This is a genomic window from Microbulbifer maximicatervae (SeqCode) (assembly GCF_052467305.1).
In genome coordinates, this window is sequence record NZ_CP174306.1 from 2,346,440 (window position 1) to 2,363,916 (window position 17,477).

At 53.5% G+C, this 17,477-nt stretch carries 10 protein-coding genes and 1 pseudogene; 6 read left to right on the forward strand and 5 right to left on the reverse strand.

Going from position 1 to position 17,477, the window contains the following annotated elements:
- Positions 1–99: 99 nt before the first annotated feature.
- Together ACJJI4_RS10375 and nagX are read left to right on the forward strand one after the other, a co-directional pair.
- Complete coding sequence (locus ACJJI4_RS10375; RefSeq protein ID WP_444928015.1) at positions 100–3,489, forward strand: glycosyl hydrolase family 18 protein; 3,390 nt, start codon at positions 100–102, stop codon at positions 3,487–3,489.
- Positions 3,490–4,041: 552 nt separating this feature from the next.
- Positions 4,042–5,370 (forward strand): transmembrane glucosamine N-acetyltransferase NagX, encoded by a 1,329-nt coding sequence (gene nagX, locus ACJJI4_RS10380; RefSeq protein ID WP_444928016.1) that lies wholly within the window; start codon positions 4,042–4,044, stop codon positions 5,368–5,370.
- A 164-nt stretch (positions 5,371–5,534) separates the two neighbouring features.
- On the opposite strand, the gene ACJJI4_RS10385 is transcribed toward nagX, so the two are convergent.
- Complete coding sequence (locus ACJJI4_RS10385) at positions 5,535–8,156, reverse strand: TonB-dependent receptor (protein ID WP_444928017.1); 2,622 nt, start codon at positions 8,154–8,156, stop codon at positions 5,535–5,537.
- A gap of 672 nt (positions 8,157–8,828) precedes the next feature.
- On the opposite strand from ACJJI4_RS10385, the gene ACJJI4_RS10390 reads away from it, so the two are divergent.
- Positions 8,829–9,878 (forward strand): LacI family DNA-binding transcriptional regulator, encoded by a 1,050-nt coding sequence (locus ACJJI4_RS10390; protein ID WP_444928018.1) that lies wholly within the window; start codon positions 8,829–8,831, stop codon positions 9,876–9,878.
- A gap of 107 nt (positions 9,879–9,985) precedes the next feature.
- On the opposite strand, the gene ACJJI4_RS10395 is transcribed toward ACJJI4_RS10390, so the two are convergent.
- The 4 genes from ACJJI4_RS10395 to nagK are packed head-to-tail and all read right to left on the reverse strand — an operon-like array spanning position 9,986 to position 14,534.
- Complete coding sequence (locus tag ACJJI4_RS10395) at positions 9,986–11,320, reverse strand: sugar MFS transporter (protein ID WP_444928019.1); 1,335 nt, start codon at positions 11,318–11,320, stop codon at positions 9,986–9,988.
- 54 nt (positions 11,321–11,374) lie between these two features.
- Complete coding sequence (gene nagA, locus ACJJI4_RS10400; RefSeq protein WP_444928020.1) at positions 11,375–12,505, reverse strand: N-acetylglucosamine-6-phosphate deacetylase; 1,131 nt, start codon at positions 12,503–12,505, stop codon at positions 11,375–11,377.
- A 29-nt stretch (positions 12,506–12,534) separates the two neighbouring features.
- Positions 12,535–13,533, reverse strand: coding sequence for a glucosamine-6-phosphate deaminase NagB-II (gene nagB-II, locus ACJJI4_RS10405; RefSeq protein ID WP_444928021.1), 999 nt, complete (start codon positions 13,531–13,533; stop codon positions 12,535–12,537).
- 56 nt (positions 13,534–13,589) lie between these two features.
- Entirely contained in the window at positions 13,590–14,534 is a 945-nt protein-coding gene (gene nagK / locus ACJJI4_RS10410) for an N-acetylglucosamine kinase (RefSeq protein ID WP_444928022.1), read from the reverse strand.
- 839 nt (positions 14,535–15,373) lie between these two features.
- On the opposite strand from nagK, the gene nrdD (ACJJI4_RS10415) reads away from it, so the two are divergent.
- From nrdD (ACJJI4_RS10415) to nrdD (ACJJI4_RS10425), 3 genes and pseudogenes are all read left to right on the forward strand, one after another.
- A complete protein-coding gene (gene nrdD / locus ACJJI4_RS10415) occupies positions 15,374–16,357 on the forward strand; it encodes an anaerobic ribonucleoside-triphosphate reductase (RefSeq protein WP_444928023.1) in 984 nt (327 codons plus the stop codon).
- Between the two features lie 8 nt (positions 16,358–16,365).
- Positions 16,366–17,326, forward strand: a pseudogene (nrdD, locus tag ACJJI4_RS10420) (anaerobic ribonucleoside-triphosphate reductase).
- Complete coding sequence (nrdD, locus tag ACJJI4_RS10425) at positions 17,277–17,447, forward strand: anaerobic ribonucleoside-triphosphate reductase (protein ID WP_444928024.1); 171 nt, start codon at positions 17,277–17,279, stop codon at positions 17,445–17,447. The pseudogene nrdD (ACJJI4_RS10420) and the gene nrdD (ACJJI4_RS10425) overlap by 50 nt, the downstream one beginning before the upstream one ends.
- Positions 17,448–17,477 lie beyond the last annotated feature (30 nt).

Here is a 17,477-nt window from a genome sequence, read left to right on the forward strand (position 1 = left end):
CCACCAGCGCTGATAGTTTGACAGCGGTGTCATTTTGGCGGCCACAAAGCCTCTCTGCCGATGACCAACAACAAGAATAACTTGCTCAAGGTGAACCCAATGAGACACTCTCTCGCGCTCGGCAGTCTTGCCGTGGCGATCTTTGCCGCAGGCCAGGCCCACGCCGTGGACTGCACAGACCTCTCCGAATGGGATGCTAGCACCGCCTACACCGCCGGTGCAGAAGTCCAGTACAATAGCAATGCTTATCGAGCCAACTGGTGGACTCAAAACCAGGATCCGGAGCAGTTCTCCGGCCAGCATCAGGAGTGGACGCTACAAGGCGCCTGTGAGAGTGGTGACGACCAGCCCCCATCAGGTTCTATCACCGCCCCTACTAACGGCACAACATTCAGCGAAAATGACAGCGTTATCATTTTTGTCGATGCAAACGACGATAACCAAGTCGCCAGTGTAGAGTTTTTCGTCGATGGCAACTCTATCAGTACCGATACCAGCGCGCCCTGGCAGGCCAGCTGGGCCGCCACTGCCGGCAGCCCGGTGTTGCGCGCACGCATAGTGGACGACGCAGGACAGGAGACATTTACCTCAGACATCACCATTACTGTTAGCGCGAGCGGCCCGCAAGCCCCGGTTGTTTCGTTCGACAGCCCCCTAGACGGGTCTCAATTTGATACGGGCGCGTCAGTTTCTCTCGCAGCCAGCGCCAGTGATGCGGATGGCAGCATCACTTCAGTGGAGTTTTTTATCGATGGAAGCAGCTTGGGAAGTGATTCCAGTGCGCCTTACACCATCGACTGGACAGCAACCGAAGGCAGCCATGTCCTGTATGCAACAGCTACCGACAACGACGGCCAGAGCACTCAATCGGCCTCAGTCAATATCAGCGTTGCCACCCCAGATTTCCCGCCAAACGTAACCCTGGATAATCCCGCCGACGGCAGTGTGTTTGATGAAGGCGCCAGTGTCAGTATCGCCGCCAGCGCCAGTGATGCAGAAGGTGCGATTTCTAAAGTGGAGTTCTACGTCGCCGGTCAGAAAGTGGGCGAGGATTCCAGCGCGCCGTTTAGTATCGATTGGGTTGCCACTCCCGGCAGCGCCTCCGTTTTCGCAAGAGCATTCGATAGCGCAAACCAGTCCACTGACTCCGCGCAGGTTTCAATCACCGTAACTGGCGAACCGGTAGCGAGTGACTTCCCCTGTCGCCCCGATGGCTTATATACCAGCCCCGGCACGGCGCCGAACTACTGCGATATCTATACCGCAGCAGGCCGCGAGATTATGGGCGCCGATCACTCACGCCGTATTATTGGCTATTTCACCAGCTGGAGAAACGGTGCCAACGGGCAGCCCACCTACCTGGTGAACGATATCCCCTGGGATAAGATCACCCACATTAATTACGCCTTCGCCCATATTGATGACAACTACGAAGTGTCTGTCGGCAATACCACTGATCCCGCCAACCCTGCCACCGGCATGACTTGGCCCGATGTTAGTGGCGCAGAGATGGATGCGGACTTCAATTATCAGGGCCATTTCAACCTGTTGAGCAAGTTTAAGAAGCAGCACCCCGAAGTGCGCACCCTCGTTTCTGTCGGTGGCTGGGCTGAAAGTGGTGGTTATTTCAACGAATATGGCGATCGAGTCGACAACGGTGGTTTCTATACCATGACCACCAATACAGACGGCAGTGTCAACCATGCAGGCATTGAGGCATTCGCCAATTCCGCCGTGGACTTTATCCGCGAGTACGGCTTCGATGGTGTGGATATCGACTACGAATATCCCACCTCAATGACCGATGCAGGTAACCCGCTGGACTTTAGTATCGCCAACTCGCTGCGCGGTTCCCTTATGGAATCTTATGTGGAGCTGATGCGTGTATTGCGTGAAAAGCTGGATATCGCGGGTGAGGAGGATGACACCCACTACATGTTAACCATCGCCTCACCGGCTTCAGGCTATCTGCTGCGCGGCATGGAAACCATGCAGGTCACTCAGTACCTGGACTACGTCAACATCATGACCTATGACCTGCACGGCGCTTGGAATGAATACGTGGGCCACAACTCCCCACTGTACGACAACGGCGACGATCCAGAACTGTATGCAGCGGGCGTCTATTCAACGTCCCAATACGGCGGTATTGGCTACCTGAATATCGACTGGGCAGTGAAGTACTTCCGCGGGTCCATGTCTCCGGGCCGCATTAACATCGGTATTCCCTACTACACCCGAGGTTGGCAGGGCGTAAGCGGTGGTAGCAACGGTCTGGGTGGCTCTGCCGCACTGCCAAATCAATCCGACTGCCCAACCGGCACCGGCGGCTCTGCCAATTGCGGTTACGGTGCAACTGGCATTGACAATATGTGGCACGACCTGGACGAGAGCGGCGCAGAAATGGGCGCGGGCTCTAACCCCATGTGGCATGCCAAGAACCTGGAAAACGGCATTGTCGGTTCCTATGTCACAGACTACGGGCTCGATCCAAGCGGTGAGCCGGACGATGCACTTGTCGGCACTTACGCGCGCAATTACGACTCAGTATCTGAAGCGCCGTGGCTCTGGAACAGTACCAAGAGTGTGTATCTCTCCACAGAAGACGAAGAGTCGATGGATGCGAAAGTACAGTATGTTATCGACCAGGGTGTGGGCGGCATTATGTTCTGGGAGCTCGCCGGTGACTACGACTGGGATGCCAGCAAAGGCGAGTACTTTATGGGCACCACCCTAACGACTCTCGCCTACGATAAGTTTGCCAGCGCAGAACCCTATCGCGAGCTGCGCAGTGATCGCACAATCCCATCCGAAGCGATTGATGTGGGCATCGAAATTTCCAGTTTCCAACTCGGCGATCAGAACTACCCGCTAAACCCCAAACTGTATATCACCAATAACACCGGTGGTGTGTTGCCTGGCGGTACTGTGTTTGAGTTCGATATGCCGACCTCGACATCCAACGTTATCTCCGACCAGAGCGGTGCCGGCCTCGAAGTTATTGAGGACGGGGCCAATGCCGCTGGCGACAATGTTGGTGGGCTTGAAAACGAGTTCCACCGCGTGAGCTTCGCGCTGCCAAGCTGGCAGGACCTTGCCGATGGCGAGACCTGGGATTTGACCCTGAATTACTACCTGCCTGTTTCCGGCCCGCAGGCCTACACGGCAGCCGTCAACGGTACAACATACGCACTGGCATTTGAGTACCCAGAGCTGCCACTGGCGACACTTTCTGATGATGGTGATGGCGGTGATGGCGGTGATGGCGGTAGCGATGGTGGTGACGGCGGCAGCGAGGGTGACAGCTGCACCGATGCCGGTGTCGATACCAGCGGACTGGTGACCTATCCGCAATGGCCCTCGGGTGATCACGCAAGTAGCGGTGAGCAAATCATCCATAACGGCAGCGTATACCAGGCTAACTGGTGGACAAATTCGGTTCCAGATAGCGCCGATGCCAGCTGGGAATTTGTTTGCAGCATTAACTGAGTTCTCGCGGGGATGAGAATCCCCGCCTCTTTTTTCTACAGGGTGGTGCCACTATAACTATAAAGTTTTCTTAGGTTGTTGCTCGTGTGATTGCCCCGCTCTCCGGGGCCTTTTTACTTTTGGCTGTGGTATTTCTCACAGAAAATCTTGAGCTGCATTGGATTGATCACCGGCCCCCTGAAGCAAGACAATAAATCTGCGAGACCACTTCGCTTGATAACCCTGTTCGATAACTGAGCGATACGCCAGGTGGAGACATAGCTGTGAATAAAGCGGTGCAAAGCAAAACCAAATAACTAAAATTGACCGCCCGAACACCTTTATTTTTATATGAAATTTCCCTGCCAACCCTTTTTACACATCGCTGAATAACAACCTGTCAAAATACCAAGAGAACCTCGGAAAAATTCCGGCACAGCCTGCCGTTACAGCCAATGCTACTTAGGGAGCCTCTGAACAACTCTGTGATACCTCTGGCATACAGAGCGGTTCACAATCAAGGCGCGGCTTCGCAGGAATGTCTAGACCTTTCAAGAGGTCGCAACGCGGAGTGTGGATCGCTCTGGATGCCCCGAAGGGCGGGCCTTGAAGGCCACAGCTGCTGCGTTGCAGCTCTTGCCAAGGGCTACGGCCATTCGCGGCGAGCTGCGCCTAACATCTGCAGCCATCAAGACCCGCAGAGGCATTACGGAGTTATTCAGAGGCTCCTTAGTCACCAATTCTGTCGCGGAGCCAAGCAGTCCCATGCAGCAACAAACAGGGCAACAACAAGCCTCCTCCCCTTCTACTGGCCACAAGCGCCTGGTATCCGTCGATGCCTTGCGTGGCTTTGATATGTTCTGGATTATTGGGGGCGAATCCCTGTTCGCCCCACTGCTGCCCCTAACCGGGCTCAGTGCCTTTGCGTGGGGACAAGCGCAGATGCAACACAGTGCATGGCATGGGTTTACCCTGTATGACTTGATCTTCCCACTGTTTATCTTTCTTTCCGGTGTTACTCTCGGTCTGGCCAATAAAAGTTTGCGGGGCCAGCCACTACAATTACGGCAGACTGCCTATAAAAAAGCGGTTAAAAGGCTACTGATTCTTATCGGCCTCGGCGTGCTGTATAACCATGGCTGGGGTTCAGGTATTCCCCTCGATCTGTCTGAAATACGCTATGCCAGTGTTCTCGCTCGCATTGGTTTTGCCTGGTTCTTTGCCGCACTGATTGTTTGGCACTGTCGCCCTAGCGCCCAGTACCTGATATTTGTGAGCATCCTATTCGGCTACTGGCTCCTGCAGCTCGGACTGGGGGGCTTCAGTAGGTCGGAATCAATAAACGCTGTGGTAGATCACTGCTGCCTGCCGGGTATCACTTATCAAGGCAAGCCCTACGATCCTGAGGGGCTGCTGTCTACCCTGCCCGCCGTCGCCAATGCGCTCGCCGGTGTTTTTGCCGGCCGCTGGCTCCATCTACAGGGACACCAGCCTGGCAGGTTGCTGAGGGGATTGTTCCTCGCAGGTATCACCCTATTCGCACTCGGCTGGACCTGGAACCTGATTTATCCAGTGAACAAAGACTTATGGACGGGGTCCTTCTCGCTCGTCACCATTGGTTGCAGCCTGCTGCTTCTCGGCTGTTTCTATCTGATAGTGGAAATCTGGAAATGGCGCTGGTTTACCATGGTGTTTGCGGTGATCGGTTGCAATGCCATTCTGGTGTATATGGCCAGCAGTCTGGTGAACTGGACCTACACCAGCAAGAGTCTGTTTGGCGGTATTGCCTCGGTATTTTCTTCTGCGGATGCCGCTAACTTGGTGATTGTGATCGGTGTGCTGGCGGTACAGTGGATTGTTTTGCACTGGCTTTATCGACGAAACCTGTTTATCAGCCCCTAAGGAGTAAAGGGCTTCGGAAAGTGTGGGAAACTGCTCGGCGGTGACGCAATGCAAAAAAACCTGGAGCTCTTATCAAGAACTCCAGGTTTTCTCCTTATCAGCAAGTGACAGCGCTTAGCTGATTGGCATTAGAGCAATGCCCAGCTTTTCCATACAAACTTCGATTAGAACTTGTATCGCGCACCCACAACGAAGCGACGGCCATTTTCATACAGGGACATGAGGCGATCCTCATATTCACTGTACTCCATGATCTGTTCATTGGTGAGGTTTACCGCTTCCAGAGTGATCTGTGCGTTTTCAGTAACGTTGTACGAGAAGCTCGCATCCAGCTGACCAAACGCATCATTGGACAGCGGATTACCGTTCCAATGGACGCCCTTGCTCCAGTCAGAGCGATAGTTGTACATCACCCGTGCACCGAAGGTTTCGTTTTCGTAGTAACCCATCAGGTTAGCCATGCTTTCGGAGATACCAACAACATCATCGGAGCCCGTATCGGTGTAGGTGTAGTTAGCCTGGACACCAAAGCCGTTGTCGAAGTCGTGCAGCACAGCCAGCTCAAGACCAGTAACCCGACCACCATCTCCATTCACCGGGCGGTTAAAGTCAACGTTAATCCACTCGTCAGCCTGTTCGTTATAGCGCGCTTCTGTATATGTCTCGTACTCCAGGTAGCTGCGGTTCTTCTTGATGAAGGTTGTCGCGGAGAATAGGGACACATCACTGTAGTACCACTCGAAGGAGACATCCCACTGGTCCGCCAGGAACGGCTTCAGCTGCGGGTTACCTGCCTGCCCCTGCGGATCCAGCGCATTCAAATCACCAAAACTCTCATACGGAGAGATCAGGCTCCAATTCTGGCGGGCCATAACACGAGCAAGCGCTGTACGAATCACCATGTCTTCATTCAGGTCATAAGAGATGTTGAAGCTCGGCAGAAATCGGTTGTAGTCGTTATCTTCAGTGACCCATGCCAAGTATGACGGGCTCAACCATTCGCGATCAACAGTATAGAAACCCCAGGAATCGCTACTGAATTCGAAGCCGCCAGAGGTTTGGTCGGTAGAGACATAGCGCAGACCGAAGTTGCCTCGGTAGCTGTCACCCTCGAAGTTCGCCTGAGCATATACCGCGAAAATATCTTCCTCTACGTCCCAGTTATTGGCCAGTTCCAGAGAGCGCGCGTAATCGGCGCTGACACCGTTCAGGCCACCAAACGCGATTTGCTCCATGATGCCACGCATTTGCTCCAGTGCAGTGGTGGAGTTGCCGCTGGCGGGTGTGTCAAAACTTACAGCGCCGCCAGAGTCCAGACCACAATGAGCTAAAGTCGGGCAGTTAGCGAAGATATAACTCAGGTATGAGTCAGCGAGATCCTCGTTGCCTGCCATGGTATCAGGGCCATGCCAGCTGTATACGGTGCGCTTCTGGGTACGCTCAGCGTTGCGATACTTGACCCCTGTCTCAATAGAAGTAAATACTCCCATCTCGATTGGCACCTCGAGATCTACCTGGAAGTAGCTTTCTTTATCGGTGGTCGGGCGCTCGCCGCCCCAGATCCAGCCAGCGGCATAAGCATCTGCATCGGTGGGTGCTGGGTTGGAGTCGAGAGATGGATTGCTCAGATCAAACGCGTAGTCGCCACCGGTCCAACCATACTCCCAAGAAGTCTCGCGATAGGTCCCGCCCTTGGCCGAAGTTCTACCGACAACAAAATCCAAGCTGAATGCATCGGCATCATATTCACCAGTCAAGGTGTAGGACTGAGATTCAGAGGACGATACGCGGTTGATCCAGTTCACAACGCCCTTGCCTGCACCAGAAATCTCAGAGGCCACGACACTGTTGTCGCTTATCTGACCGGTATTAACATGATCTTCCACATTGTCGCCGGTAAATACCAGCCAATTGGCGTTCATGTTATCCGCGTCCATACTGGTATCGAGCACATCCAGCGTTAGCTGTAGCGCGTCGGTTGGACGCCATTGAGTAGACAGGAATATCGTTTCGCGCTCGCGCTCCTGGTGGAAGGTCGGGGTGCCCATGATGCCGGGCACCATAACGCCAGTATCCTCATCTTCGACCCAGGACAGCACTTCAAAACCAGAGCGCTGAACAGTGCGGTCTTGCTTGGTCGCAGATACCAGTACACCAAAGGTTTCGTCATCGTTCTTCCAGGAGTACTGACCAGAGATGCTCGGGTCATTTTCCTCCGAAGTCTCGGAGTAGATACTCTCTACGGCAATGACAGCCTCATTGGCGTCGAGGTTAAACGGGCGGTGAGTGCGCACGTTAACCGTACCGCCCAAAGAACCTTCGTCCTGGGAAGCCATCGGGCTCTTGATGACCTCAACGGAGGAAATCAACGTGGAAGGCAACAGGGTGTAGTTGAAGCTGCGAGCTGGACTATCCAGAATAAACCAGTCGGCAGTACCAACGGATTGGCCGTTCAAGGTGGTGCGGTTGTAGTCTGGGCCAGCACCGCGAATAGAAACACGTTCCCCTTCACCGAACTCGCGGCTTACCGCCACGCCCGTAATACGGGATAGAGATTCAGCGATGTTTTTGTCAGGGAACTTACCGACGTCTTCCGCAGAAATTGCGTCGACAATTGAACCAGCATTTCGTTTGGTAGTCATGGCATCCTGCAGAGAGCCACGAATGCCAGTAACAGTGATCTCCTCTATAAGTTCACCCGGCTGGGCAATAGCCTGCGGGGCCATCAGGCCACCACTAACTACCGCTGCACTGATCGATAAAGCGAGTTGATTGCGCTTTCGCATTGATATCCCCTTTCTTGCTTTTTATTTGAATAATAAAGGTTGTAAGTAACTTTCTTGTTCACCCTTTTTCGCCAGATGACAGCGCTGTCATCCACTTTTATGATAGCGCTGTCATTCTAAATAATCGAAGATACACAGGGTTATCCAGAATTGCTACCGTTTTTGGAGTAAAAAAACCTCCCATACAGGTTATTGATGCAACGAAATTCCGCACTCCACAGTGGACAAATTCTTTCAATTTAAAGCAGTTAGCTCAACCATAAAAACCTTGAGAGGGGGTATCTGCGCAATCTTTATTCGCATTAAGGAGCCTCTGAATAACTCCGTGATACCTCTGGCCTGCAGAGCGATTCATGGATTTATCCAGAGGCCCCCTAATTTCCCGCCCCGCCCGTAGCACTTGAAACAAAAAACCTCCCAGACGAAGAACATAATGAGCTTCAGCGGTTCTGTCACAGCAGTAAGACAGACGCGGGAATTAAACGGTGGCTGCCGACAACACTATTTTCCGGTAAAGGTTTATGGGATGTGTTTTTTTGGGGCTCACCACTTATTACAGGGCACTACTTACGCTGCTCACGGCAAATTTCCAGTCATTTCTGCTAGGATGGCGGACAGACCGACGCTGCAGTGACAAGCGCCGACGAAATGATTCAAGGACTAGACGACCTTATGAAAGTCACCATTAACGACGTCGCCGCACATGCGGGGGTATCCATAAAAACCGTATCCAGGGTCATCAACAACGAGCCTTCGGTACGCCCGGCTACCAGAAAAAAGGTCGAAGAAGCGGGCAAGGCGCTAAATTATCAGCCCAATCTGGCCGCGCGCAATTTGGCCGGTTCGCGGACATATACCATCGCATTTATTTACGATAACCCGAATGCCTACTATGTGATCGATATGCAAAACGGCATCCTTAATGCCTGTAAGGCCCAGGGCTATGAGCTATTGATCCACCCCAGTAACTCCAAGTCGGCATCGGTTCACCATGAACTGAAAAATCTGGTCGAACACTCAAAGGTGGCCGGGATCGTTTTGACCCCTCCTTTTTCAGAAACACCGGCGGTGATCGAAACGCTTCAGAATCTCGACGTAGACTACGTGCGCATCGTTTCTAAAACTGCGGATGTTAAGGACCAGGACAACTGCATCCAAGTAGACGACTCTGCCGCAGCGTTTGATATCACCCACCACCTTATCGGGCTCGGCCACAAGCGCATTGGCTTTCTCTGTGGTGGAGATGAGCACATTTCTACCCACAGTCGTCTTGATGGCTATCGACGTGCCATGAAAAAAGCGGGCCTTTCGGTTGACGAATCCCTGATCCTCAAAGGAGAGTTCTCGTTTGATTCCGGGGTTCAGGGTGCAAAAGCATTGCTTGGTACTGACAATCCGCCGAGTGCCATCTTTGCCAGCAACGATGAAATGGCGGCCGGTGCACTCTTTGCCGCCCGATTAATGAACATCGATATCCCGTCCCAGCTCTCTATCGTGGGATTTGAAGATAGCCCCTTCTCCAGACAGACCTGGCCGAAACTGACAACGGCGAACCAGCCCAATGACAAAATCGCTAAGTGCGCGGCCGCACTTGTGCTCAGCAAAGCGCGCGGTAAAACATCCAGTGAGAACGCCAGCGCCAGCAAGGAAGCGCACATTCAGCGTGAATTTACCCCCGAGCTTGTTGTACGTGATTCGAGCGGAAGCGCACCGGGCAACTAACCCTACCAGTATTTATCCCCATTAAAAAAACCCTCCTTAAAGGAGGGCAAGGTCACAAGAGTCGAAGAGACACAACGACGAGAATCAAACTGACTGGTCTAGCGAGATTATTTCCAGCTGCGCATCTTATGCCCTTTCAGGGCATAGAAAAGGATAAACAGGTAGCACGGTAGCGCCACCCAGTAGCCCATGCGCGCCTCACCGGCAATTTCAGACAGAGGACCGAAACCAAAGGTTGGGATAATGGCCCCGCCGGCGATGCCCATAATCAACAACGCAGACCCCTGCGCGGTCAGACGTCCAAGACCTTCCAGGGCCAGAGGCCAGATCGCAGGCCATACCAGCGCGTGCGCCAGCCCCATCAGGGCAACAAAAGTGATGGTATTGGGGACTACTGGAGCAATACCACTCCAGCCCCACAAGATGTCGGCCAGCAAAGTACTGTCCTGAGAGCCAAACAACACACCGAACACACACAGGCCGCCAGCCACTGCCGACCCCAGCAGGGCTTGTTGCTGGCTGATAAAACGTGGAATCCCGACAACACCAATGAGGTAGCCGATCACCATAAACACCATGGTGTAGGACGTGAGGGCGGCGTAATTGGACAAGCCAAGACCTTCACCATAGAGGCCTATGGTGTCACCTGCGATAACCTCCACGCCAACGTAGGCGAACAGCGCCAATGAGCCGAGTACAACCTGGGGGTAACGCAGAATATCGAGGAAGCTTCCCTCAGATTGGCCGGCATCGGCGGCGTCATCTTCGTCAACTTCGGGCAGACCGGAAAACTTCACCAGTCCAACCAGCGCAAACAGGGCAATCGCCATGCAGATATACGGCATGATCAGACGGCTGGAAACTTCCGTCAGTTGGGCTTCCCGTTCCGCTACAGACAGTTCAGCCAGTGATTCGGTGTTGAAATCGGCCAGGCCAGACAGTACCAGCGCGGTAAAGGCCAAAGGCGCAAGTACGCCCGCGCCTTTGTTAATAATCCCCATAATGGCGATACGCATGGCTGCGCTTTCTGCTGGTCCCACCTTCACCACATAGGGGTTAGAGGCCGTCTGCAGAATGGTCAGGCCAGCACCCAGGCCGAATAGCGCCAGCAGGAAAACCGGGTAGCTGCCAGTTTGCGCAGCCGGAATAAAAATTAGCGCAGCCACTGCCATAATCGCCAGGCCAATCGCCATACCGTCGCGGTAGCCCGTTTTACGCAGGATAAACGACATGGGTAATGCCATGACCGTGTAAGCGATATAAAACGCAAAAGTTACAAACAGCGCTTGGAATTCTGTGAGGTCACAAAGGACTTTTAGGAACGGCATCAGCGAGCCGTTCAACCAGGTCACAAAACCAAAAATAAAAAACAGCATGCCGATAATTGCCATGGGCAACAGGCTGCTGCGCGTTTCTCTTTGAACACTTACGGCAGATTCCATAAGAAGCACCTTTTTAATAGTTATCGTTGTCTGAACTTATTGCGAAAATAAACCTCAACCGCTATAAACTTCCCTGCCCGAAACCCAGGTCCTGAGCACCTGCAATTCGCTATCCAGTAAAATCATGTCTGCCGGTGCACCCACAGCCAATCGGCCACCTTCCAGACCGAGGAATCTTGCCGGGTAAAGGGAGGCCATTCGCAGCGCTTCTTCCAGTGGCACATCACACCAGTCGCGAATATTTCGTACGGCACCAATCATATCCAAGTGAGAGCCCGCCAGCTCTCCGGTAGTCGAAGTCAACTTGTTTCCCTCCCGAGTCACTACGCGCTCAAACAAAGGAAAGCTGCTCTCTTCACTCCCGACGAGTGACATCGCATCGGTCACCAGCATTAATTTGCCCTGGGGTTTGGCCTTCAGCGCCAGGCGAATGGCATCCGCACAGACATGGTGGCCATCGACAATCAGGCCACACCAGGCATCGTCGCTAATTAACGCGGTTCCGACCACTCCCGCTTCTCGGGACTGGAACGGCGACATCGCATTGTAAAGATGGGTAAATCCGCTCGCCCCGGCTGCCAATGCTGCGGCGGTTGTCGGCCCGTCGGCGTTTGTGTGCCCAAGACATACATTCACACCCAGTGATACCAGTTTGTGGATATCCTCCGGCGCAACATTTTCTGGCGCCAGTGTTACGACTTTTACCCCCAGGTCGTCACGTGCATAAATATCCAGCTCTGCCTGGCTCAGGCCTCGAATAAAGCGGGCCTCATGGGTGCCTTTCTTTGGGGTGCTGAGATGCGGACCCTCAAAGTGCACACCGATAATGCCGGGTATTTTTTCACGCAACGCGGTACTAATCGCATCCGCTGCGCGCTGCATGACTTCAACCTTGTCCGTGATAAGTGTTGGCAACATGCCCGTGGTACCAAAACAGGCATGCGCACTGGACATCTTCCGCAGCGATGCCAGTGTCGGCTCATTGTTAAACAGTGCACCCCCGCCACCATTGACCTGAACATCAATCAGGCCCGCCGCCAGGGTGCCGGCTAAGCGCTCTGCTCCAGAAGCCGGCACGTCGCCACCTATTGCAGCTACTCTGCCATCGTTATCGACTGAGACTGGAACATCAGTTAGAACCCGCTCGCCATCGAACAAACGCTCTGCCAGTAACACCTGAACCACGTGTAACTCCCCTGCTCTAGCGATCGAACTCAGACCGTCTGGGTGACTTTTTTCAGGCCTGCCGGCTCATCCGGATTAATCCCACGGCTAACTGCGACATGGGCTACATCAATATAGAAACGCTGTAACAGTGGCAATGGAGCAACACGAGGATGTACGCCTTTTGAAGGCACATGCAGATTAATCAGGGTGCCACCGCGACGGATTATATCTGCGATTTGTTCGCTATGGGCCTGATAGGATTCATCTTCGATCGGCACGTTGATCACAGTCAGCTGCTGCTCAACCAGGGTTACCGGCCCGTGTAAGAATTCCGCACTGGAAAAAGACTCCGCATGGATATTGCAGACTTCCTTCAGCTTCAGTGCCAGTTCGCGGGTAATGCCATAACCCGGCCCACGACCCAACACAACCAGATTCTTCACCGCAGCGAGGTCTTCCGGGCGCAGTTGGGTCTCAGCAGATACAGCCTCACGCAGAGCCTGTGGCAGTCCATCAACCGCCTTCAGCATCTCATCGTCCTGCTTCCAATTGGCAACCAACTGTAGAACTGCGGACAACGTCGCCAGATAGCTTTTGGTCGCTGCCACAGCTTTTTCCGGCCCAGCTTTCAAGGGCACTATTAAATCGACAATATCCTTGATTGGGGCCGATTCGTCATTCACTAAAGCAACGGTATAGGCGCCGGCCTCTTTGGCCATCCTCGCCTGTGCCAGAATGTCAGGGCTACGGCCCGACTGGGAAATGACGATAACCAAGGAATCTTCCAGCTTAAGGCTGCGCTTATAGACACTGGATACTGAAGGCGCCGCAGCAAAAGTCGGCGTACCTGTCTCGATTTCAATCAGGTATTTAGTAAACACACCCGCATGATCTGAGGAGCCGCGCCCTACGATCATGACAAGCCGCGGCGGCTTGCTGCGCAGGCGTTCACCCAGCTGAGACATAATCTCAGCATTACTCTGCAGCTGTTCTGCAATACAATCCGGGGCTTCACGAGCCTCGGTTTCCATAATTGTCATCGCCATGATCTGTCTCCCTTAACGACGCCAGCGGGAAAATTTAATTTCGTACCATTTTTTATTCATCCGAACAGTGCTTTTTCGTCACCTTCGATAGCACTGTTGCTGCCATTCGCCGCCTCAGCAACACACTGGCGAGCAAAATAAATACAGCCAAATTCTGGCGGATCCAACGCTTCCGCCACACGCTCCACAACTTGCGGAGCCATCCACTGCATCAGCCGCGGTGCAACGCCGCCGATCAGGGAAAGCCGCGGAGCATTCATTTCAAACAATTTATTCGCGAGATCACTGATATAACTTGCACCATCGCGCACGATTGCCAGCGCTACTGGATCTCCAGCTTCCGCATATTCAACCACCGGCACCGCAAGGCGCGCATAATAACTAGAGGGCTTTCCGGCAATGCATTCAAACACTTGCTGGGCATCGGCACTTTCCAGCACAGACAGCAATTCATCTTTCAAACGGGAATCTTCGGTAAGACCATCGAGGGCCAGAAACAAGTACTTGACCGCCTCCATCCCCATCCAGGCGCCGCTGCCCTTATCGCCATGGGGAAACCCGTGGCCGCCTAAAAAGCGAGCCTCGCCATTGATCGAGGCGTAACCGCAAGAACCGGTACCGACAATAATGACCGCCCCATCACCACCACGATGCGCACCAAGGCAGGCCGAGTGCTGATCAGTGGTGAGGAACATCTGTTTGAAGGGGTGCGCCCAGGCATCCATTTCATTGTAGAGGTTAGGCATATTGACGCCCGCAAGACCAACACCGGCGACGAGTTCGCCGAGCATTTCGGGCGGAAGGCCTGCATCAGAAAGCGAAAGCATGGCGGAATGCACAATCGAGCCTATCGCTTGTGCATAACCTTGAAGTGGATTCGCGGGGCCTGATACCCCTGTGCCCAATACCCGATTATCACTGTCGAGAATTGAAGCACGGCACTTGCTGCCGCCACCATCGATACCGATAAAAAGATTTTCCCTATCTCCCAAAGCAACCATCAGAAACGGCCTCTAAGAATATGTATTGTTATGTACTACATCCGGGCTTCTCTGTCCCCCAGAAGCAGCGCCAAAAGAGCCATAAACGCTCCTGCGCTAGCTAGCGGAAGTCATACTACAAGACAAATGACAGCGTTGTCATCATTTTTTGGGTTTTGCCCGTAGCTGCGCCAGAACTCCCAGTAATCAAACAGAGCCGCTGGGAGCCTGCTAAAAAATTTACCGGCACAGCGCGCTCTAATAGCCCTGTACATCAATCGGTGTTATTCAGAGGCTCCCTAGCTTTTTGCTGCTGATCCCCGGCCATCGATCGAGTTTAAATACCTTATTCTCAACTTGGCACCAATCTTCCCAACTAGAAATACTTTCCAATAATAGGTCTATGTAAATGTCTGCAGCTTTCTTCATACTTTCTTTACAAAATTTTATAGCTTGGAGTGGCGAGTCGATAGCGCAGTGGTCCTGCACAGCAACTTATACGGTGTACATGCCCCCCTTATTTGCCAGACATTTCTATACACCTGACAGCAACAGAGAGCACCCTTTTAGTAACCGGTAATTTATCTGGGCGGACCTCGGCGGCTTCTGATGAATATGGATTCTCTCATTGTTCACAGCTTGATAGTCGTCGGTTTGTTGGTAGCTGACGACAGGCTGCCGGCCATCTCCCCGCGAAGACTGATTGAGACATCGCTCTGGATAACCAACCCTTCGTGGAGTTTATTATTGAACAGGTTGAAAAATGCACAATATGTAGTGTTTTCGCCAAATATAAAGCACCATATATAGTGACCTGGATCAATTGGCGGCAAATTCAGAGAGCGAGGATGTCCCTCGCCATGTCCGATTCCGTTACCCCTTCCAGTGTCCAGCCTGCCCACGCCCCCGCGCGAGTGGCCACCGATAACTACCTGGTAGTTATCGGTGGCCGCATCCAGACCTTCGATCGTCGCCGCATTACCCGTGCCATCTTGAGCGCGGGCCGCGCTACCGACGCCTTCGATATGGGTGAGGCGGAGCTTCTTACCGAGCAGGTAGTGAAGGTTATCAGCCATCGCTTCGATGCCGATACCCCAGTAGGTATCGAGGCCATTCAGGATATCGTCAAGCAGGTTCTAATTAGTAACAACTATCTGGACGTTGCGCGGGGCTATATCGCCTACCGCAGCCGCCACCAACAACTGAGCCAGGATCGCCGAACTTTTGTGGATGTCACTGCTTCCATTGACGAGTACCTGCAGCGCGAAGATTGGCGTGTGGCCGCCAATGCGAATCAGGGCTATTCCCTCGGTGGGCTGATCCTGAACAGCGCCGGCAAGATGATCGCCAATTACTGGCTCAACCATGTCTATGCACCAGAAATTGGTGCCGCCCACCGCGAAGGCGATCTACATATCCACGATCTCGATATGCTCGCCGGCTATTGCGCCGGATGGTCGTTGCGGACACTACTTCAAGAGGGGCTAAACGGTGTGCCCGGCAAAGTGGAATCCGCACCGCCAAAATATCTTTCCAGCGCTATCGGGCAAATCGTCAACTTCCTCGGCACCCTGGAAAATGAGTGGGCCGGGGCGCAGGCCTTCAGTTCCTTCGATACTTACATGGCGCCGTTTATCCGCAAGGACGGGCTCAGCTATGAGGAGGTACGACAGTGTATCCAGGAGCTGATATTTAACCTCAATGTGCCTTCCCGCTGGGACACCCAGACACCGTTTACCAATCTCACCTTCACTGGGTCTGCCCGGAAGACCTGCGCGAGCAGGTGCCGGGGATCGCCCGCTATGGCCTTCCCTATTTCCAGAACTTTATCAACCCGGATATGAGCCCCAACATGGTTCACTCCATGTGCTGCCGGCTACAGCTCGACCCACGCGAACTTTTGAAGCGCGGTAATGGCTTGTTTGGCTCCGCTGAGCAAACTGGTTCCCTCGGTGTCGTCACCGTGAATTGTGCGCGTCTCGGCTACCTGCATCGGGGCGACGAAGCCGCGCTGCAGGCGAGCCTTGATCGCCTGTTGGAGCTTGCACGGGACTCCCTCGAAATGAAGCGCAAAGTTATTCAGCGGCACATGGATACGGGGCTTTTCCCCTATTCAAAACGCTATTTGGGCACGCTGCGCAATCACTTCTCCACCATCGGTGTCAACGGAATCAGTGAAATGATCCGCAATTTTACCGACGACCGGGAAAATATCACCAGCCCCAGCGGCCATCAGATGGCCGAGCAGCTATTGCAGCATATTCGTGCGCGCATGACCAAATTCCAAGACGAAACCGGCCACCTGGACAACCTGGAAGCAACACCGGCAGAGGGGACCACCTACCGTTTCGCCCGCGAAGACCGCAAGCGCTTCGCGGATATTTTACAAGCGGATAACGATGAAGCCCCCTATTACACCAATTCTTCACAATTGCCGGTCGGCTTTACTGATGACCCATTCGAAGCGCTATCACGGCAGGAGTCGCTGCAGTCAATGTACACCGGTGGTACGGCACTTATATCTAGGGGAACAACTTCCGGATGTGGATTCTTGTCGCCGTCTGGTGCACCGTGCACTGGAAAACTTCCGCCTGCCGTATATAACCGTTACCCCCACTTTCTCTATCTGTCCGACGCACGGCTACCTGAGCGGTGAACACCAATTCTGTCCGCACTGCGATGAGGAATTGATCGCACGCAAACTCGCCTGTAGCGAAAAGCGTGCAGTTAGAAACACCATGGAAAATGACTGGGAGAACCCCCATGCAAACCGAAACTACCGTATTAAAAGATGCGGAGCGCACCCCTTGTGAAGTCTGGAGTCGCGTAATGGGTTACCACCGGCCGGTAACTTTCTGGAACCCCGGCAAGCAATCGGAGCACCGCGACCGATGCTTTTTTGTCCCAGAGGCAGCCCCCTCGAATCAGCGCTAATCCGGCAGCGGCGCCGCCACAACCCTTGCA